Here is a 17,532-nt window from a genome sequence, read left to right on the forward strand (position 1 = left end):
AGCAGTGACTCGGCGGAGCGAGTTCTGACCGGGCAGGTACCCCTCAGAGGATCGGGCCGGTTACGTTCTGGAAGTACCAGTTGCGGAACGTGGAGGCGACGATGCCTACGGGGCTACGCGTCGATGTCGGCATGCTCGTCGTACATCCAGCCATCCCCGGAGTCGCCCGTGTGTCGGCGACTCGGGGCTCTGAAGTTCAACTTGAGTTATTCGACTCCGCGGCCCGGCCGGTAGCCGCTCAGCAGTGGGTCGATCGGGCAGACATCCGCCGCTGTCAGGTCGGCGTCCAGACCCGGGTCTTCTGGCAGGACTCGACCTCCGGACGATGGACTGCAGGCCGCGTCGTCGGTGGCGGCCCGGAGGAGTACTTCGTCCGGCGCCCAAATGCCGATCTGGACCTCCGGATCCCGGAGAGCGAGATCCGGGTCAGGTGGAATCGTCCACTCGAGGACCCACTCGCGGTGCTCCTCTCAGGAGGCCAGGAGTCGCCCTACTTCCGAGACAGCCGACTGCCGGCCCTCGAGGAGTTGACGGCGCAGCGTGCTGCGTGTGCGTCGGTCCCGGCCCTCCCGTCATCACGGGTCCAGATCCACGGTCACCAGATCAGCGCGGCCCTGAAGGTGCTGTCGGACCCGGTGCAGCGGTACCTCCTGGCAGACGAGGTCGGACTCGGCAAGACGATCGAAGCCGGCTTTGTCATCCGTCAACGGTTCCTCGAGGATCCGAGGGCGAAAGTGGTCGTCGTCGCGCCGGAGCCACTGCGCCGTCAGTGGCTGGAGGAACTGCTTGAGCGGTTCTTCGTGGACGACTTCCCTCACGCGGAGTTGGTGGTCAGTTCACACGACTCGCCCGAGAAGTGGTCGCAGTACCACGACTTCGATCTAGCGGTGGTGGACGAGGCGCATCTGTTGGCCGGCATGGGGGAGCCGACGGCCAGTCCTTATGTCGAATTGCGCCGACTGTGTCACGCGGTACCTCGACTACTCCTGCTGTCCGCGACGCCGGTCCTGCAGAAGGAGACGACCCACCTCGGGCTTCTCCACCTGCTCGATCCGCAGGTCTACTCCTGGGAGCACTTCGACTCGTTCCGCCAGCGGTTGTCCGTCCGTCGCGAACTCGCGACGGCGGTCTACTCGCTCGATCCCCTCTTCAGCTATCTGCTGGCCGACGCGATCGACCAGGTGCGGAACCTGCTGCCCGAGGATTCACGGTTCGACACCCTCGCCGAGGACGTGGTCGCGCGACTCGATGACGACGGGGACCTCCGGCCGGACGCGACCGCCGATGACCTGGCGACTGCCGTAGCGGCCCTCCGTGGCCACGTGGCCGAGACGTATCGGCTCCACCGGCGGGTGTTGCGCAACCGTCGGGTGTCGGTCCTGAACGCCCGGTTGGACGATGCAGGAGTCATGGCGCCCTTCGAGGTGACGGGGCGTCGCAGTCCTCAACTCGTCGTCCTCCGCGCCCATGAGCACCAACGTGGCCGGGAAGTCCTGGAGGACTGGCAGGTCAGGACGCGGGACCACCTCCTCGACACGGCAGGCGATCTCGCGCCCTACGCAGAGGTCCTCAGCGTGCTCACGTCAAGGGTCGGGGGCCCCCTCGACGACCTCCGGGACGCGATGTCGTTCCGGGTGCGCCACGACCAGGCTGCCGGCAAGCGCGCCGACCTCAGTGCTCAGGAGAGGCGATTCCTGCGGGAGGCGCCACGGCTGCCGTTCGAAGCCGACATCCTGCGCGACCTCGACGCCAGGCGGCCCTCCGACGGTATGACGGAACTGGTCGAGCGGCTGCGACCCGCCCTGGCCGCACGTCGGGCGGTCGTCTTCGCCGGCCGGGGACAGCTCGCTTCCTCCCTCCACTCAACCCTCATGCAGCAGGGGGCGACCCGGGTGAGGGAACACACCCGCCAGGCCGGCGCCGCTGCTGCGGAAGATGCAGTCAGAGAGTGGCGTGAGCAGGGTGGCCTGCTGATCTGCGACGCGAGCGCTGAGGACGGCCGCAACCTGCAACTCGCGGACCTCGTTCTCCACCTCCGCCTACCGGGCAACCCCAACGAGCTCGAGCAACGGATAGGTCGCGTGGACCGCTACGGATCCACCCGATCCGCTCAGCAGGTCGTCTTCGGCGATGCGTCCGACACCGGCCTGACCGCCGCCTGGCGTGAGGTGCTCCTCAACGGCCACCAGGTCTTCACCCGGTCCATCTCGGCGCTCCAGGACGCTGTGGATCGTGAGCTGCAGGGCCTGTGGCTGGCCGCCCTGGAAGACGGAGCCACCGGACTCGCAGCCACGGCTCCCGCCGTCGCGAAATCGCTCGAGGACGAGACGAAGGTCCTCGCACAGTTGGACGTCCTGGAGACGAGCTACGAATCCGCCAGTCCCGCCCGCGACATCGCGCACGGCCTGGCGGAGTGGGAACTCAGTCGAGCAGACGATTCCCCGCTCCTGCGCCTCCTCGAAGGGGACGAGGGCTTCCGTTTCCAGCTACGTCGCCGCCAGCGTGGGGAGGTCACCATCTCGAGCGGATCCCGTCCGCCGCTCCTCGGTCCCCAACTGCTGGCCGAGCTGCGAACCGTGCCGGAGAAGAGTCGAACCGGCTGGACGGATCGCTGGGACGCCCTGAGGAACGGGGGTCGCCTCTTCAGGATCGGGAACCCGCTGATCGATGCTGTTGGCCGAATCCTGCAATTGGACGACCGGGGTCGTGCCTCCGCGCACTGGCGCGTGGACCCGTCGTGGAGGTTGGAGCCGCTCCCCTACTTCGCGTTCGACTACCTCGTGGAGGTCGATCTAACGCCGGCGATCGAGGTGGCTCGACGCGAGGGCGCCGGAGACCTGCTCGCGCTTCGCCGGCGAGCCGACCGCTTCTTCGAGCCATTCCACCGGCGTCTCTGGATCCCCAGCAACGAGGCCGTGGCCGTGGACGACGAGAAGTTGCTCGCCTGGCTCGACGCCCCATACCGGAACAACGCCAGCGACGTGAACCTGAACGCACAACGCATCGCCAGCCTCCATCGGCTCTTCGGCGGGGTCGACGGATTCGAGGAGGCTGCCCATGACGCGGAGTCGAGCGCCCGGACAGAGCTCGCGCGCATGACCGATCTCCCTGCTCGCAGGGGCTTCGCCCAGGCTGCGGTGAGGGAGGAACTGGCCGTCCTGTCCGCCCAGGCGGAGGCCCGCCGAGCCGCGGCAGCCATCCTGACGGACGACCACAGTGCGGCGTTCGATCGGGCCCTCACCCAAGCTCTGCTGCAGGGCATCGGCGCCCCCAAGGTGAGCCTTGTTGCCGTGACCTGCCTGGTGCGGAGCGGACAGCGGTGGCCGGGAGCATGACGCGCAGCGACGTCCAACTGCTGCAACACGCCATCGACCGGTTCCCTGAGGCAACTCACCGGGCGCTCGTGGGCTCTGATGCGGCCAGGCGTGCCCTCGATGCCATGTCGGACATCGGTGGGCCCCACGCCGGGCGGTCGGACCTCGCCGCGCTTCTGCGACAGGTCCTCCTCGAGGACGAGGCGCGTTACGGGGGCCGGCCGTCCCTCACCGTCCCGGGAAGCGCCCCGTGGCCGGACGAGGACACGTGGACGAGCGTCGGATGCTCCGTGAGCATCGCGCAGAACCGCTTCACCGTCCGCGCGGAAGCCTGGCTCCCCGAACTGGGTCCCAGCGACCGCCCGGACCTCGCCGCGGAACAGTTGCGCGAGGTCTATCGAGGCCAGCAGTCGCCGTACGCGCGGAAGTTGGACGCGGTCGACGCGGATCCCTTCTGGCGGCACGCACTCGGCTACGAGCACTACTTCAGCGTGGCTCAGCGCCAAGCCGCCCGGGCAGTCGCACTGAGTCCCGCCGGCTCGACGATCGTGGTAAGCCTTCCCACGGGGCGCGGCAAGACCGCTGTCGTATGGGCACCTGCCCTCCTGCGCGACAGTGGAGTCACCGTGGTCGTCGTGCCGACCGTGGTGCTGGCCCTCGACATGGAGCGCCGAACTCGGGAGATCGCCGCCAGCACGCAGCAGGTCCTCAGTCCCGTCGACCGTTACGCGTACGTCGGGAGCCTCTCCGACGACACCAAGCAGGCCCTGCGTCAGGCGGTCCGCTCCGGCCAGCAACGCATCCTGTACACCTCGCCCGAGGCACTTGTCACCGGGCTCAGCGAGTCCTTGCTCGAATGCGCCCGTTCTGGATTCCTCCGGCAGTTCGTCGTCGACGAGGCTCACCTGATCGACCAGTGGGGACAGGACTTCCGGCCCGAGTTCCTCACGATGGCCGGACTCCGGGACCAGACCGTCGAACTCTCGCCTCCGGACAACCGGCCGATCACAGTGCTCATGAGCGCGACCATCACCAATCGGCACCTCGAACTCTTCCGCCAGACCTTCCACTCACCCACGGGCACCTATCTGGTCTGGGGTTCGTCGCTGAGGTCAGAGCCGGCCTACTTCTCCCACCGTTACACGTCACTGGAGGAACGCACGGCGGCCGCCGTGGAGGTCGCCCTGCGTCTGCCCCGACCGTTGGTCGTGTACGCGGCCAAGGTGAAGGACGCCAAGGACTTCGCGCAGAGGCTGCGGGACGCCGGCCTGCGGCGGGTCGCCGCGATCACCGGAGACTCCTCGGAAGAGGACCGCCGGACCGTCGTCCAACGGTGGAGGGGCAGCAGCACGGAAGGGTCGACCGTCCCGACCGAGATCGACGTCGTGGTGGGGACATCCGCATTCGGACTGGGCGTGGACGTCAGCAACGTGCGCAGCGTCCTGCACGTGTGTGTTCCCGAGACGATCGACCGCTTCTACCAGGAAGTCGGTCGCGCCGGCCGAGACGGTCTGCCCACCGTCTCGGTCCTTCTCACCGCGCCCTCGGATGACGACGTGGCGCGCAGTCTGAACAGCGTCGTTCACATCGGGGTGGACAAGGGTTGGAGTCGCTGGAACGCCCTGCGTGCCCGCGCGCAGCGGCAACCAGACGGCCTCTATCGTGTCGACATCACGTCTCTGCCGCACCACCTGACGGAGGGCTACGGCCGCAGCGCCCAGTGGAACGTCCGCACGCTGACCTTGATGGCACAGGCAGGGCTGATCAAGCTACTGGCACCTCGGGAACCTGCTCGTCTGCCGGACGAGGACCTCGAGTCGTGGCAGGCCAGACGACGCACCTTCCATGACGAGGTGAGGAACTTCGTCGACATCGAACTCATCGATGGTTCCGCACTGGACGAAGAAGGCTGGGCGCGCCGCGTCACGCAGGTCCGTGACGTCGTGGCGAACGCTCAACGGTCAGCGCTGGAAGCCATGTACCAGGTCGCCTCGGCCAGACATTGCATGGGAAACATCCTCGCGCTCCACTACCGCGCGCACGACGGCGGCGCCACCCTGCGCACGCTCCCCTTCTGCCGAGGCTGCCCCGCCTGTCGTGTCGCGAAGTTCGCCGATCCGGAGGATCGGCGTGTTCCGCGGCCACTGGAACCGGTGCCGCCCGTGCCGGACTACTTCCACGCCGAGAACGGTTTGTGGGATCCACTTCTGGTTCTGCGACCAGATCAACCGCTCTTGTTCCTCTGGGTCGAGGACGACCGAGAGTACGCGGACCTGGCTCCCGAACTGCTAGCAAGGCTCGCATCACGCGGGATTCCCGTCGCCTTCGGGGCACCCACCCACGTCCTCACCGAAGCACAGCGTCGTTCACCGCACTCTGTCCTGATCGCCGACGACGGAGATCTGCTCGAGGCGCACCAGCAGCCGGTGGTGGCCTTCGTCCCGCCGACGGTCTCTCACGTACCCGATGCGGTACTCGCACGCCTCAAGTCCCGCATGCCCACCTACGTGGTGGGATCCGCCTCGCTGACCACACCAGGGCGGGACCAGTGGATGTGGCGGGACGGAGCTGACGCGTCCATGAACATCCGTACGGCATTGGAGAGCCTCTAGTGGCCTTGCTGAACCTCAGCCCGACCTACGCCCTTCCGACGACCATGTGGGCATTAACTCGGGCGATCACGGCCAACGGTCGGTGCACCGAGGAAGAATTGCTCAGGCAAGTCAGCCCCGTGTCCCTCCAACGAGCGGCCAAAGACCAGGTGCCGACCGACGAGTCGGCTGCAACCACCCCACATTGCCTGGTAGCCCTGCGCGCCCTGCGCGACTTAGGCATGGTCAGGGACGCCGAGGGTCGCCTCGCGTGGATTGGCGCCACGCCTAATCGGTATTCAGAGTTCAGCCAACAGTTGCGCAACGCCATCTTCGCCTCCGAGAACTTTACCGACGTGGCAGACAGAAGGAACGCCAAAGGTTCCAGAGACTTACTACGCGGACTTACTTGGTTCCTCACCAAGGATCCCACGGGACGCCCCTGGACATGGCGCGAGGTCTTTCAGGATCCCAACGCCGGAACCGACGACAACACACGCGTCTTCGTGAACGAGATCCGATGGAACGGTTTCCGCTACTGGGTCGAGGCCCTGGGCCTGGGAGAGTCGGAGGCAGTCTTCAGCGACCGCCCCGGTGCTCTCACCCCCGCCCCTACTCGAGCCGTGAGAGACACAATCCTGGGAATCTACAGGAAGGGCAACGAGGTCCCGGTGAATCAACTTTTGGACGATCTGCGCGAGCGGTTGCCCGTACTGCCGGGCGGCGCTATAGCTCAAGCGCTTAACTGGTCAACCTCGGATGACTTTCTTGACCCGGCCACCTCTTATGCACTTGAGGCAGGAGCGCTCAGGGGTTGGCTCCGATTGGAGACGCGAGCCGATGCCGATAGGTCCGTCCTGCTGGCAGACCTGAGTCGGACGGGAAGGCATCGGTCAGTCACGCACGTGATCGTTAAGGACCTGATCGATGTCTGACTTCGCCGGTTTCGTTTGTTGGGACAAGAGCACCGTCACAGCGACCATCGCAACCGAGGCGGTCAGTCCAAGTAGAAGCGTCTTCCTGGCCACTCATGCGCCACTGGACATCCACCGGACGCCCGTGACTGGGGGACGCTCGGGCGTCCCTCGGGTGGTGAGCGAACAGGATGTACTGCGCGACTTCCTAACCCGACCGACGAACAACGGCGTCCTCATCATGCCAGTGCTCGGCGATTCGGGCGCCGGTAAGTCTCACTTGGTTCGCTGGGTTGCCGCGCGGACGGGATCAACCAGCGATCGGCAGGTAATCTACCTACCGAAGGACAACACCAGTCTGGCCGGCGTAATCAACCTCCTCCTGGCCGACAACCATGGTTCACCCTTCGATGAAATTCGGGCGGACATGGCCCGAATCGGTCGGGAGATTTCGCAGACGGCACTCGAGCGCAGCCTGTTGGATCAGTTGGCTGCAGCTCTACTCGAGGCAACTCCCGGTCCGCCGCAGGAGCGGGCCCTGCTTGGAAAACAGGGACTGTACGTCCTTCTCCACGACCCGTTCTTCCGGGAGAAGCTGCTTCGTCCGGGATCCCTGATCCCCAGAAGGGCGGCTCATGCGATAAATGGCCGCGACACCGAGGACGGAGATGTCCCACTGCAATTTACGGTCGAGGACCTCCCCCTTGACTTGACCGACATCGACGAGGCGGCACTGGTGTCGCGACGCCTGTATGGACGCCTAGCCTCCGACCCTCAGTTGCAGGTCGTTGCTGCGGACCTACTGCAGAAGCATCTGGACGTCGCAGTGATGCAGGCCACGAGTCTAGGGGTAGGACGTGTTTACGACGCCTTCCTTGAAATTCGTCGTGCACTGGCCGGCAAGAAGGAGATTGTGCTTCTGGTCGAGGACTTCGCCCTCGTGCAAGGCGTGCAAAGGGATTTGCTTGACGCCATCACTGAGACAGGGGAACGAGCGGGAACACAAGTACTCGCTCCTGTCCGCACATTGATGGCCGTAACGACCGGCTACTTCGGCGCCTTGCCGGACACCGTGCGGACCCGAGTCGACTCCTGCAGTCCATACCGCTACGAACTGCGCGTGACCCTGAGCGACGATGGCGCTAGGAACACTCGTGCCGAAAGTCGAGTCGTCGACATGATCGGCAGGTACCTGAACGCGGCCCGCATCGGACGAGAACGCCTCGACATGCTGGGCGTGGAGGACGAGGCCAGCACCCCAAACGCATGCGCGACGTGTCTAGTTCAGGAACCTTGCCACTCAGGGTTTGGCACCTCGTCGGCAGGCCACGGCCTCTACCCTTACAATGAGTCTGCATTGCTGCGCGCGGTGCGCGCCTCCGCCTCACCGGAAAGGCCCGACGTCTTCAACCCTCGGGGCGCCCTCGCCCGTGTGGTCCGCACTGTTCTTCAGGATCACGAGGACGATGTAAGGTCTGGCCGTTTCCCGAACGAGCACTTCGCAAGCAAGTTCCCGCCATCCCGCATGGAGACCGTCCTGCCTGACGCCGTTCGAGCGCGGATTAATGAACTCGATCCTGGCGCCGGCGGCCGGCGCCAGGCCCTCCTTCAATATTGGGGCGACGGCCCGTCAGAACTCATCAATCTGGCCCCTCAGATTCACGACGCTTTCCGTATTCCCCAGTTGCCGACTGACGTCATCGATGCGCCCACGGCGCTGCCGTCACGGACCCAAGAGCCCGAACCGGCAGGAAAGCTGTCGGACCGCGAACTACTGCCCGCATCGGTCCAACGTCGTTTGGACCAGATTGAGCACTGGTCCTTGAGAGGGGAGAGTTTCCCTGAGGACTTAGCTCGCGAGATCAGACAGATAATTCGGACGGCGGTGCTGTCACGCGCGTCCTGGACTGATCCGGTCATGAAAGAACCGTCCACGGCGATCCTCGACAAGGCCTGGCCGCGCAGCGCTCGAACGGTGTCCATCGAGGGGGCAGCCGAGGCGATCGCCAGGAACGTGCAGCCGCCGATCCGGTTCGACAGGACGCCGGAGAATGCCGTGTTCTTCGCCGATCTGGTCAGGCTCAGGGCCGGCATCGTCGAGGGCACACTGCAAACGCGGCTGCGACTGGACCGCCTGGCCGAGCTGCACGCGCCCACCGCCCGCCGAGCCGTGGTCTCGGTGCTGCAGAGCGGCGACGCAGAACTCGTCTCAGCGCTTCGGGTCTCGATCGTGGGGGCATCGCTCGCCGGCGTCGTCGTGCCCGGAGCAAGCGACCAAGCCTTGCTCAATGCAGCATTGGTGGACCTGACCGGCTTCGTACGCACTGACGACGCGACGCGATCCCCCCTGTGGAAGCGAGCCTTGGAGCGCCATCTGTCGGTGCGCAGCGCTCTGGTGCGTGCCCTGCGCGAGGCCACTGGCGTGTCGCAGGGTGTCTCGGGGGAGGTGCACGCCGTGGACGCCCGTCGACTCCTTCCTCTGGTTCGAGAGGCGTCAACGAAGTGGCGGGTATCCACCGACGACGAGATGCCGGAGTGGGCGAGGCCGGGCTACACGCCCCTGTTGACAGTCGACGACGCGGTCACGGAGGAACTGAGGAGACTGACCGAACTCGTGGCGGCCATTCGACTCCGACTGCCCATCGGCACCAGCCTCTCCCAAACCTTCAAAGCCGTGAGCGCGGCCATCGACGCTGGGGAAAGGCATGGGTTCGTCAGGCACACGGACCTGCGCCTTCTCCGCGCCCGCAACGGGGCTGCGGAGGATCTCTCCACTCGAGCCCTCGAGGTTCTCGAGTCCGACCTCTCTTCACTGGATACCTCGTCGTCGTTCGAGACGCGCCTGAGGGTGGCTGCTGCGGATCGCGGCAATTCCTTGACGCGACTCCTGGACTATCTGGAAGAGAACGAGGCATGGCTGGACGCCGGCTTGGCGATGCCGACCGGTGACGAGTCGTCGGAGGCGTCCGAACTCCTGCGCCGACTCGGCGCCGTCGTGAGCGATTGGAGCCTTCTGGTGTCAGCACGGGAGAGTGGCTCGTGAGCGTGCTCGAGAAGGCTCAGACCCTCGCAGCAGTCGCCCGGACATACGCGGAGGGCGCGGACAAGCAGGCTCAGCGACAACAGATCGGCGTCATGCTGACGCAACTGGAGAGGGAGGTCGCCCTGCTCCGCACAGCGGTGGATCTCCACAGTACGGCCCGCACACTCGGACTACCCGTCGAAGACGTGGGTCCTGTCGTCGCGGACGGCTTAGACGCGCTCAAGACGAGGGCCGAGCAGGGCCTACCCACCCAGCAGGCCCTCAGAAGTGCGAGGGACAAGGCTCGCCGAGGTCGAGAAGCCGTCGAATCGGCCGTTGCCACGGCCTGGGAGCCGTGGACCCAGGAGCAACTCGCTGCCCTGCATGTGGACAGGGTCAAGCGTCTTGGGCCGCAGCATCGACTACGCGCCGAGGAGTCGGTGCGGCGCCTGCGGACGGCTGCCAATGCCTCACAGATCAGCAGTTCCCTCCTCGGACAGTTCCGCCGAGACCTCGAGGAACTGAGGAAGGCCCTTGCGAGCATCGAAGCCGATGACCCGTTCGTCATCGTCTTCAACCGCATCCGCTCGGGACGCTTGACCTTGGCGGACCTGACGGACGACGAGGTGGATCTCCTCCGCTCGGATCCCGAGGCGTCATCGCAGGTCAGTGTGAGGTTGGCGTGACGCAGGATCGCTGGCATCGCCTGCCTGCCATCCTCACCGCACTGGAGGACCTAGAACTCCCGACGCTCGCATGGGGGGTGACGGGGGTCGCGCTCAGCGAGACCGAGGTCTCGTCGGTACTCCAGGCCGCGGTGGACGAGGACTTCGCGTCGGGCAGGTACGACGGTCCGACTGAATCCGACTACCTGGCTGAACTACTTCGTCATGGACTGCTCCACCGGATCCCGGCCAGCAGTCCGCCGCAGTACCGGACACGACTCGGCGAAGGCGTCCGTCTCCTCCGTGCCAACCGGCAACTCTTCCCGCCCCGTCAGAACGCTCCGGCGAACTGGTGGCAGACCGGTGTCCCACTCGTGGCCGACTACCGACTGCACGTGGAGCCACGTCGCTACCCCCGGCGTGACGTCGAATGGTCAGAGACACTGGCCGCCCTCTCCCAGATGGGCGACTGGTCCTCTCTTCAGGAGGCACTGGCCGAGGCGATGCTGGGTGGACGGCAGATGGCTCGCTTCCAACTCGATGCAACCCGAAGCGTGCTGACCGGTCTCACGCATGACCGGAGCCGCGGCGTCGTCGTCGGGGCCGGTACCGGTAGCGGCAAGACGCTGGCGTTCTATCTGCCTGCCTTCCTGGCCCTCGCTCCCGCCCTGGCGCGCCAGGCGGTGCGACCGAGCATCCTGGCGCTCTACCCGCGCAAGGAACTACTCCGCGATCAGGCGCAGGAGGCCCTCGGCACGGCCCGACGCCTGGAGGGCGTCCTGACGCACACAGGAGCACGCCCCGTCCGCATTGGTGTGCTGTACGGAGACACTCCCTACGACGCCGGCGACCGTCGGCTCGGTGCGACGGACTCTCCGTGGCGACGCGTGGGCTCAGGAGTTCGCTGCCCCTACTTCGGATGTCCCGAACCCGACTGCAACGGCGACCTGATCTGGGACGACACGGACCGGAAGAAGGGCACGGAGCGGCTCTCGTGCTCGTCGTGCGGCACGTCCCTCCGTCCTGACTCCGTTGCGCTCACCCGCGCATCGCTCACCTCATCGCCTGCCGATGTCGTCTTCACGACCACCGAGATGCTGAGCCGCAATGCGACGGACCAGCGACTGGGTGGGGTTCTGGGGTGGTCCGGACGGTCAGCGCCCCGACTCGTGCTCCTGGACGAGGTGCACACCTACACGGGCGTGCACGGAGCCCAGGTCGGGCTCACCATCCGGCGTTGGCGACACGATCTGCGCCGGCGCGGTGCTCGGCCGCCCGTGTTCGTCGGCCTCTCAGCCACGCTGCGCGATGCGGTGACCTTCTTCGCCAGCCTGACCGGCCTCAAGGACGAGGCGATCGAGTACGTCACGCCGCGGTCCGAGGACCTCGTCCCGAGCGGGCGTCAGTACTCGCTGATCCTCCGAGGGGATCCGGTGTCCGGTGCCAGCCTGCTGTCGACCAGCCTGCAGACAGCCATGCTCATGGGACGACTACTGGATCCCGCCGGGCAGGAGACGCTCTTCGGCTCGTCGGGTTTCATCTTCACCGACGACCTCGATGTCACCAACCGCTTCTACAACGACCTGCGCGATGCCGAGGGAGGGCAACGGCGCGCCTCCCCCGGGACGGCGCACAAGCCGGTCCTCGCGCAGCTCCGGAGTCCGGACTACACGCCCGACCGCGGCCGAGGAACCTCATATGACGACCGTTATCGGGACGGTCAGGCTTGGCCGATGGTCCGTGAGATCGGCCGCCCTCTCTCTGGGGACCTGAAGACCGGAGCCCTGCGGATCGGGCGGACGTCGTCCCAGGACGCCGGCGTCGACAGCAGCGCCGACCTCATTGTCGCCACGGCCTCACTCGAGGTCGGGTTCAACGATCCTCGGGTCGGGCTCGTCATCCAGCACAAGGCCCCGCGCGACACGGCAGCCTTCCTCCAACGGAGGGGCCGCGCTGGGCGAACGACACAGATGAGGCCCTGGACCGTCGTCGTCCTGTCGGACTACGGCCGCGACCGAGCCGTCTACCAGGGTTACGAGCAACTCCTCGACCCCGAGATCTCGGCACGTCGCCTACCCGTCCGCAACCGCTATGTCTTGAAGATCCAGGCCGCTCAAGCGCTGCTGGACTGGATCTCCCGGCGGGCCTCCGACGGTCGATGGGTGGACGCCCGAGCAGTGCTCAAGACCCCTGCTCAGCCAGGGCAGTCGCACGCCTCGAGTGAGGCCGTCGTGCGGGTCCTCCGTGCTCTGCTCACCGACGAGCAACTACAGGATGACCTGGCTCGACACCTAGAGTTGGCACTCGACATCCCTGCTGGGGATGCCCAGGCGGTGCTGTGGGAAGAACCGCGGTCACTGCTGTTGTCGACCGTGCCGACCGCTCTCCGTCGTCTGCAGGCGCAGTGGCGGTCGGTGGACACCGATCCGGGCTTCCGTCCGAAGCAGATCCTGCCCGAGCACGTCACCAAGAGCCTCTTCGAGCCACTGAACTTGCCGGACGTCGCCCTGCGGCTTCCTCACGCGTCAGGTGACGAACCAGAGTCCATGCCAGTCCTGTCGGCGCTCCGGGAAGCCGTACCTGGCCGAGTCAGCCGACGCTTCGGAGTAGTGCGTGACGAGCACCGGACCTGGCTGCCCGTCCCGACGGGTGGGCTCCTCGAACTGTCCGACGTCATCGGTAGGGGCCACCGCATGGGAACGTGGGGGCACGTCGACGGACCAGTCGAGGTCATACGGCCATTGGAACTCGTACTCGCGCAACCAGATCCAGAGGTCCTGGACTCGAGCAATGCCCGCCAGATCTGGCAGAGCGACTTCGTCTTGTCGCCGTCAGCAACCCCACCTCTGCCGCTGCCGCACAACGCCCCCTGGAACGACCTGGTCGTCGGCCTTCGGTTCGCCCTCCATCTGACTGGGGATCCCCTCGAGGTCCGCCGTTTCACGACCGGAGCCGAGGGCGAAGTCGCTTACAAGGACGGGACCCGGTCGCCGTTCCAGGTGTCCTACACCGTCGACGGAGCGCCGGCGGCCATGGGCTACTCGCTGACGGTGGACGCACTTGTCGTCGACGTCGCGCCGCCCGATCGTGCTGCGATCCACCGCCACCTCGCTTCCCCGGGGTGGCGCGCGCGGGCCTTCACCACCCGGGTGGCCGAGGACCCGGCGCTGGACGGACTGGCCAACGACTTCCAGCGGGGTTGGCTCGCGCTCCTCTACCTCACGGCCTACGCAGTCGAGGCCGCCTCTGCGGGCAGCGGAGCGGACGTCCGTCAGGCGTTACACGGCGGAAGGTGGCTGGCCGACCTGCAACGGACGCTCGGCGTCCTGTACCGCGCGCAGAACCCGGATGATCCTGCACAGATCGCCCCGGACCGTCTGGTCCAGCGACTGCAGGATCTGACGGCGAACCCGACGGTCGTCGATGTCGTCGAACGCCATGCCGGACTGCTGGGCACGGCGGACGTGTCCGAGGCGACCTGGGATCTCGCCGAGCGGGCTCACGCCGACACATGGGCGGCGGCTCTGCGTCAGGCGGTCCTGTCGACGGTCCCCGACGCCGACGACACCGACCTGATCGTCGATGTCGTCCCCGGCGAGGCCGAAGCGATCCGGGTCATCGTGAGTGAGACCTCGATCGGCGGACTGGGGCTGGTGGAGGACCTGCGACTGGCTTATGCGAGTGATCCCTCGGCGTTCTGGTCCGCCGTGGCGGCCGGCATCCGCGCGTCCGACTACGAGTGGGTGGATGCCTCCGTCCGTCGACTGCTGCGCGATCTCGTGGAACGGCCCGACGGGGACTGCGGGCAGGCGGTCCAGGCGTTCAGAGAGGCCGAGGACGCGTCCTCGGCCGATCGAGCCCTGCAGGACCTCATCGCCGCATGGACGGCTCTCGACGGGCCGCCTCGTCACCTCGCCGTCTCGGCCTTCGCCTCGCGCTTCCTCCGTCCCGGCGCCGGTCCGGACACCGACGTCGCAGCACAATTGCTGCTGGAGGCCTGGGACGACCTTGAGGACACCATCGGCGCGGAGGTCGATGCGCGCGTGATCGCATACGCCGCCGCGCGCGGAGTCCTCGAAGGCGTCGAACTGCCGCAACGCATGACAGCCGATCAGATCTTCAGCCTCCTGTGGCCGCGTGGTGACGGGGCCCGGAATCACCACCTCCAGCACTGGCAACCTTTCGCGGAGGGCCAGTTGATCGACCGACTCGTGCTCACCGCGGTCGTCGAGCGCCCGATACCGGAGATCGACGTGTCGGTGGACGACTGGCCGGACCGATTGCAATCGGCCCTCAGAGACACCGACGAGGTCGACCTCGTCGTGCCCAGTGGTCGACGAGACGCCCTGGCTGCTGCGGTACGGCGAGTTCCTGCCATCCCGATCGACAGAGGAGCGCTGCGGGTGTTCGCCCGCCTGAGCCGAGTCCAAGCGGGCGGCCCTCGACTGGCGGCCAGAGTGAGCATCGCGGAGGCCCACCAGTGACCATGTGGCGCCGGATGATCCGGAGCAACCCGCGGGCCGGGGTGAGGATCAACGACGTGCTGAGCGCGGCACTGGTGTCCGAATTGCTCGACCCGAGCCCGCACCTCTGGCTCGTGTCTCCCTGGGTCAGCGACATCGTCGTGTTGGACAACCGGGACGAGCGCCTGCTCGGCGTCCTCGACGAGACGCACGCACGGGAGACACGCCTGTCCGAGGTCCTGGCCAGGCTCGTCACGGCCGGCTCCGCGCTCCACGTAGCTGTCCGCCCCGACGAGCACAACCACCAGTTCGTCAACGGCCTCCATCGCCTGGTGGGTGGTGGGTCGTTCGACCTGTACGAGGGCCCTGACCTCCACGAGAAGACCCTCTGCGGTCACGACTGGCTGATCACCGGATCGATGAACTTCACCTGGCGGGGTCTCGAGATGAACGACGAGGCGGTCACCTACGCCGTGGATCCGGCGGCCGCGGCTCAGGCGCGACTCGACCTGGAGCACCGGTGGTCCGCATGACCATCGCCGTCGACGACTTCCTCGAGCAGTTCTTCGGTCCCGGAAACTCCGTCCTGCCGGGCGCTGACTTCTCCCACGCGCGAGGGGACTATGTCGCCCAGTTCGTCGCCCCTCTACGGGAAGGGGTGCGCCGGCCGGTCTTCCTGCCTCGTCAGGAGGACAACGGCCGGACGGACGCCTACGTGATCAGCTGGCATGTCGCGCAGGCCGCCTCTGTGCGGGCCATGCTCGAGGCCTTCGTCGCGCACTCAATCGTCCCCTTTGACGGACGGGTCGCCCGACTCCAGCCGGACGACCCCGTCGACGCGGCGGTCCTCGGTCTCGTCGGGGCGAACACCACGTTCGTACTCCGGCCAGCGTCGAGAGATGACCAGCAGGAACTGTGGCGGAAGTTGGCCGTACTTCGCGATCTGCTCGCAACTCGGCCAGAACGCGAGCAACCCATCCCGCGCCCACCGGGACGCGTGCTGGCGGACTTCAACGCCGCACTGGCCGGCGGGGCCGCCTCGACATCGGCCGAACTGCTCGATGAGTTGGCGATCCTTGGTGGGTTCTCACCGCTGAACCTGGCCTACCTCCGTGTGCACCGTCTGGCCCGTCTCGGGCGGGACGGTGAACTGCTGCGCCTCTCCGAACTGGACGACGTCATCGCATCTCGGCCGCCACGCGTCGTCGGGGAGGAGATCCTCGCCGCCTGGGCGCGCTACGACCTGGCCGACGTCGACTGGACGGTGCCGGCCCCCAAATCTTCCCTGAACCACCGCGAACTGCCGAACGCCGGCCGCGTGCGACGCCTGATCGACGACCTTGACCCACTCGAGGCCAGCGACGACGCTCTGCGGGCTGCCGCTGTCTTGAGCTTCCTCAGCCGGGACATCCGTACCGGCGCTGCACTGCTCGCCACGGATCGCCTTCCCCAGGCGTTGCAGCAAACCCTGCACGACCTGATTCCGGTAGCGACGACGACGCCGACAGCGGGAGTTGTCGACACTGCCGACGACGAAGCCAACCCCACTGAAGGTGCTCCCGCTCACCCGCCCCAGACCTGGACTGAATGGGGACGGCGGATCTCTGAGAACGACGTTTCGTGGACGCTGACCGATGAGGTGTGGGCCGCGTGGCCGCCGCCGCACACCGAGGATGAGGACCTCGCGAAATCCCTGGAAGCAGTGGGTGATGCAGGCGCAGAGCGCGCGTGGTCGATGGTGGGTCCGTTCATCGATGCTGATGACATGGGCAGGCCGGCGTGGCAGTCCGCGCGCTCTTTGCTGCTCTTGGCTGCCGCCTACGACCGGTGGTCGCCTGCCGACCTCGCTGGCGTCCAGGCTCTCCTCGAGGTCTTCACTCGGGGGGCGCCACCAGCGAAGGACTACCGCGACACACTCGACGTCATCGGCGGCTCAACAGCACGTTGGGCCTCTGTTGCGAATGCTCTCCCGGCGCTCGACATGGTCGATGTGCTGGCGCGATCCGCTGCTGCCGACACCGATGCACGCCTGCGGTTCTGCCTCCAGGCTCTGGAACCGATCAACCGCCATCGGCTGCGACTCGCGCCCGAGCTCCTCTGGCTGGCCGCTCGAATCAGCCAGGAGTTGCAACTCGATCTCGACTGGACGCTGCCGGAGGAGGACGACGAGGCGGCTGAGGCGCATCTTGGTGCCTCGGTCGTCCTGCTGTACTCGCTGGATGCAGGAGCGCTCCGACGCGCGCAGGAGGGCTTGTCGGCCGTAGCGCCGCATGCGCGGATCCACACGTCGTCGAGCAAGGTGGGGTCGGATCAACTCCGTTCGTATGCTCGCGGCGCGGACGCCATCGCTCTCGCAATCCGCTGCGCCAAGCATGCGGCTACAGGCTTCATCCGCCAGCACGCCCGAGGCGCAGCGTCGATCCGTGAGGCGGACGGAGCAGGCTCGGCGTCCCTCCTTCGCGCCGCACTGAGCGCCGTTCGGGACTACCGCGCTTAGAAGACGTTGCGGAAGTAGGTCGTCGGGCGCTGCCGGCCGCTGGGTCATCGGCGCAGGGTGCCGGGC

8 protein-coding genes are annotated in these 17,532 nt (G+C 66.8%); all 8 read left to right on the forward strand.

All coding sequences use genetic code 11. The features are described 5' to 3' along the window. The first annotated feature begins 89 nt into the window (after positions 1-89). Genes dpdE through dpdD form a run of 8 tightly spaced genes read left to right on the forward strand, consistent with a single transcriptional unit; the run spans position 90 to position 17,466 of the window. Positions 90-3,335 (forward strand): protein DpdE, encoded by a 3,246-nt coding sequence (gene dpdE, locus FN207_RS16095; RefSeq protein WP_142459490.1) that lies wholly within the window; start codon positions 90-92, stop codon positions 3,333-3,335. Continuing rightward, a complete protein-coding gene (gene dpdF / locus FN207_RS16100) occupies positions 3,332-5,926 on the forward strand; it encodes a protein DpdF (RefSeq protein WP_142459491.1) in 2,595 nt (864 codons plus the stop codon). Before dpdE ends, dpdF begins: the two co-directional genes overlap by 4 nt. Beyond that, positions 5,926-6,840 carry a protein DpdG gene (gene dpdG / locus FN207_RS16105; RefSeq protein WP_142459492.1) on the forward strand — a complete coding sequence of 305 codons (915 nt, stop codon included), beginning with the start codon at positions 5,926-5,928 and terminating at the stop codon, positions 6,838-6,840. The genes dpdF and dpdG overlap by 1 nt, the downstream gene beginning before the upstream one ends. After that, positions 6,833-9,862 (forward strand): protein DpdH, encoded by a 3,030-nt coding sequence (gene dpdH / locus FN207_RS16110; protein ID WP_142459493.1) that lies wholly within the window; start codon positions 6,833-6,835, stop codon positions 9,860-9,862. Before dpdG ends, dpdH begins: the two co-directional genes overlap by 8 nt. Further along, positions 9,859-10,527, forward strand: coding sequence for a hypothetical protein (locus FN207_RS16115; RefSeq protein ID WP_142459494.1), 669 nt, complete (start codon positions 9,859-9,861; stop codon positions 10,525-10,527). The genes dpdH and FN207_RS16115 overlap by 4 nt, the downstream gene beginning before the upstream one ends. Then, on the forward strand, positions 10,524-14,990 hold the full coding sequence (gene dpdJ / locus FN207_RS16120) for a protein DpdJ (RefSeq protein ID WP_142459495.1): 4,467 nt from the start codon (positions 10,524-10,526) through the stop codon (positions 14,988-14,990). Before FN207_RS16115 ends, dpdJ begins: the two co-directional genes overlap by 4 nt. Before the next feature lie 2 nt (positions 14,991-14,992). Next, positions 14,993-15,502: a phospholipase D-like domain-containing protein DpdK gene (dpdK, locus tag FN207_RS16125; RefSeq protein WP_142459632.1), complete on the forward strand. Its 510-nt coding sequence runs from the start codon at positions 14,993-14,995 to the stop codon at positions 15,500-15,502. Further along, positions 15,499-17,466, forward strand: coding sequence for a protein DpdD (gene dpdD / locus FN207_RS16130; protein ID WP_142459496.1), 1,968 nt, complete (start codon positions 15,499-15,501; stop codon positions 17,464-17,466). Before dpdK ends, dpdD begins: the two co-directional genes overlap by 4 nt. Positions 17,467-17,532: the final 66 nt, after the last annotated feature.

It is taken from the genome of Geodermatophilus aquaeductus (assembly GCF_900182545.1).
GTDB lineage: Bacteria > Actinomycetota > Actinomycetes > Mycobacteriales > Geodermatophilaceae > Geodermatophilus > Geodermatophilus aquaeductus.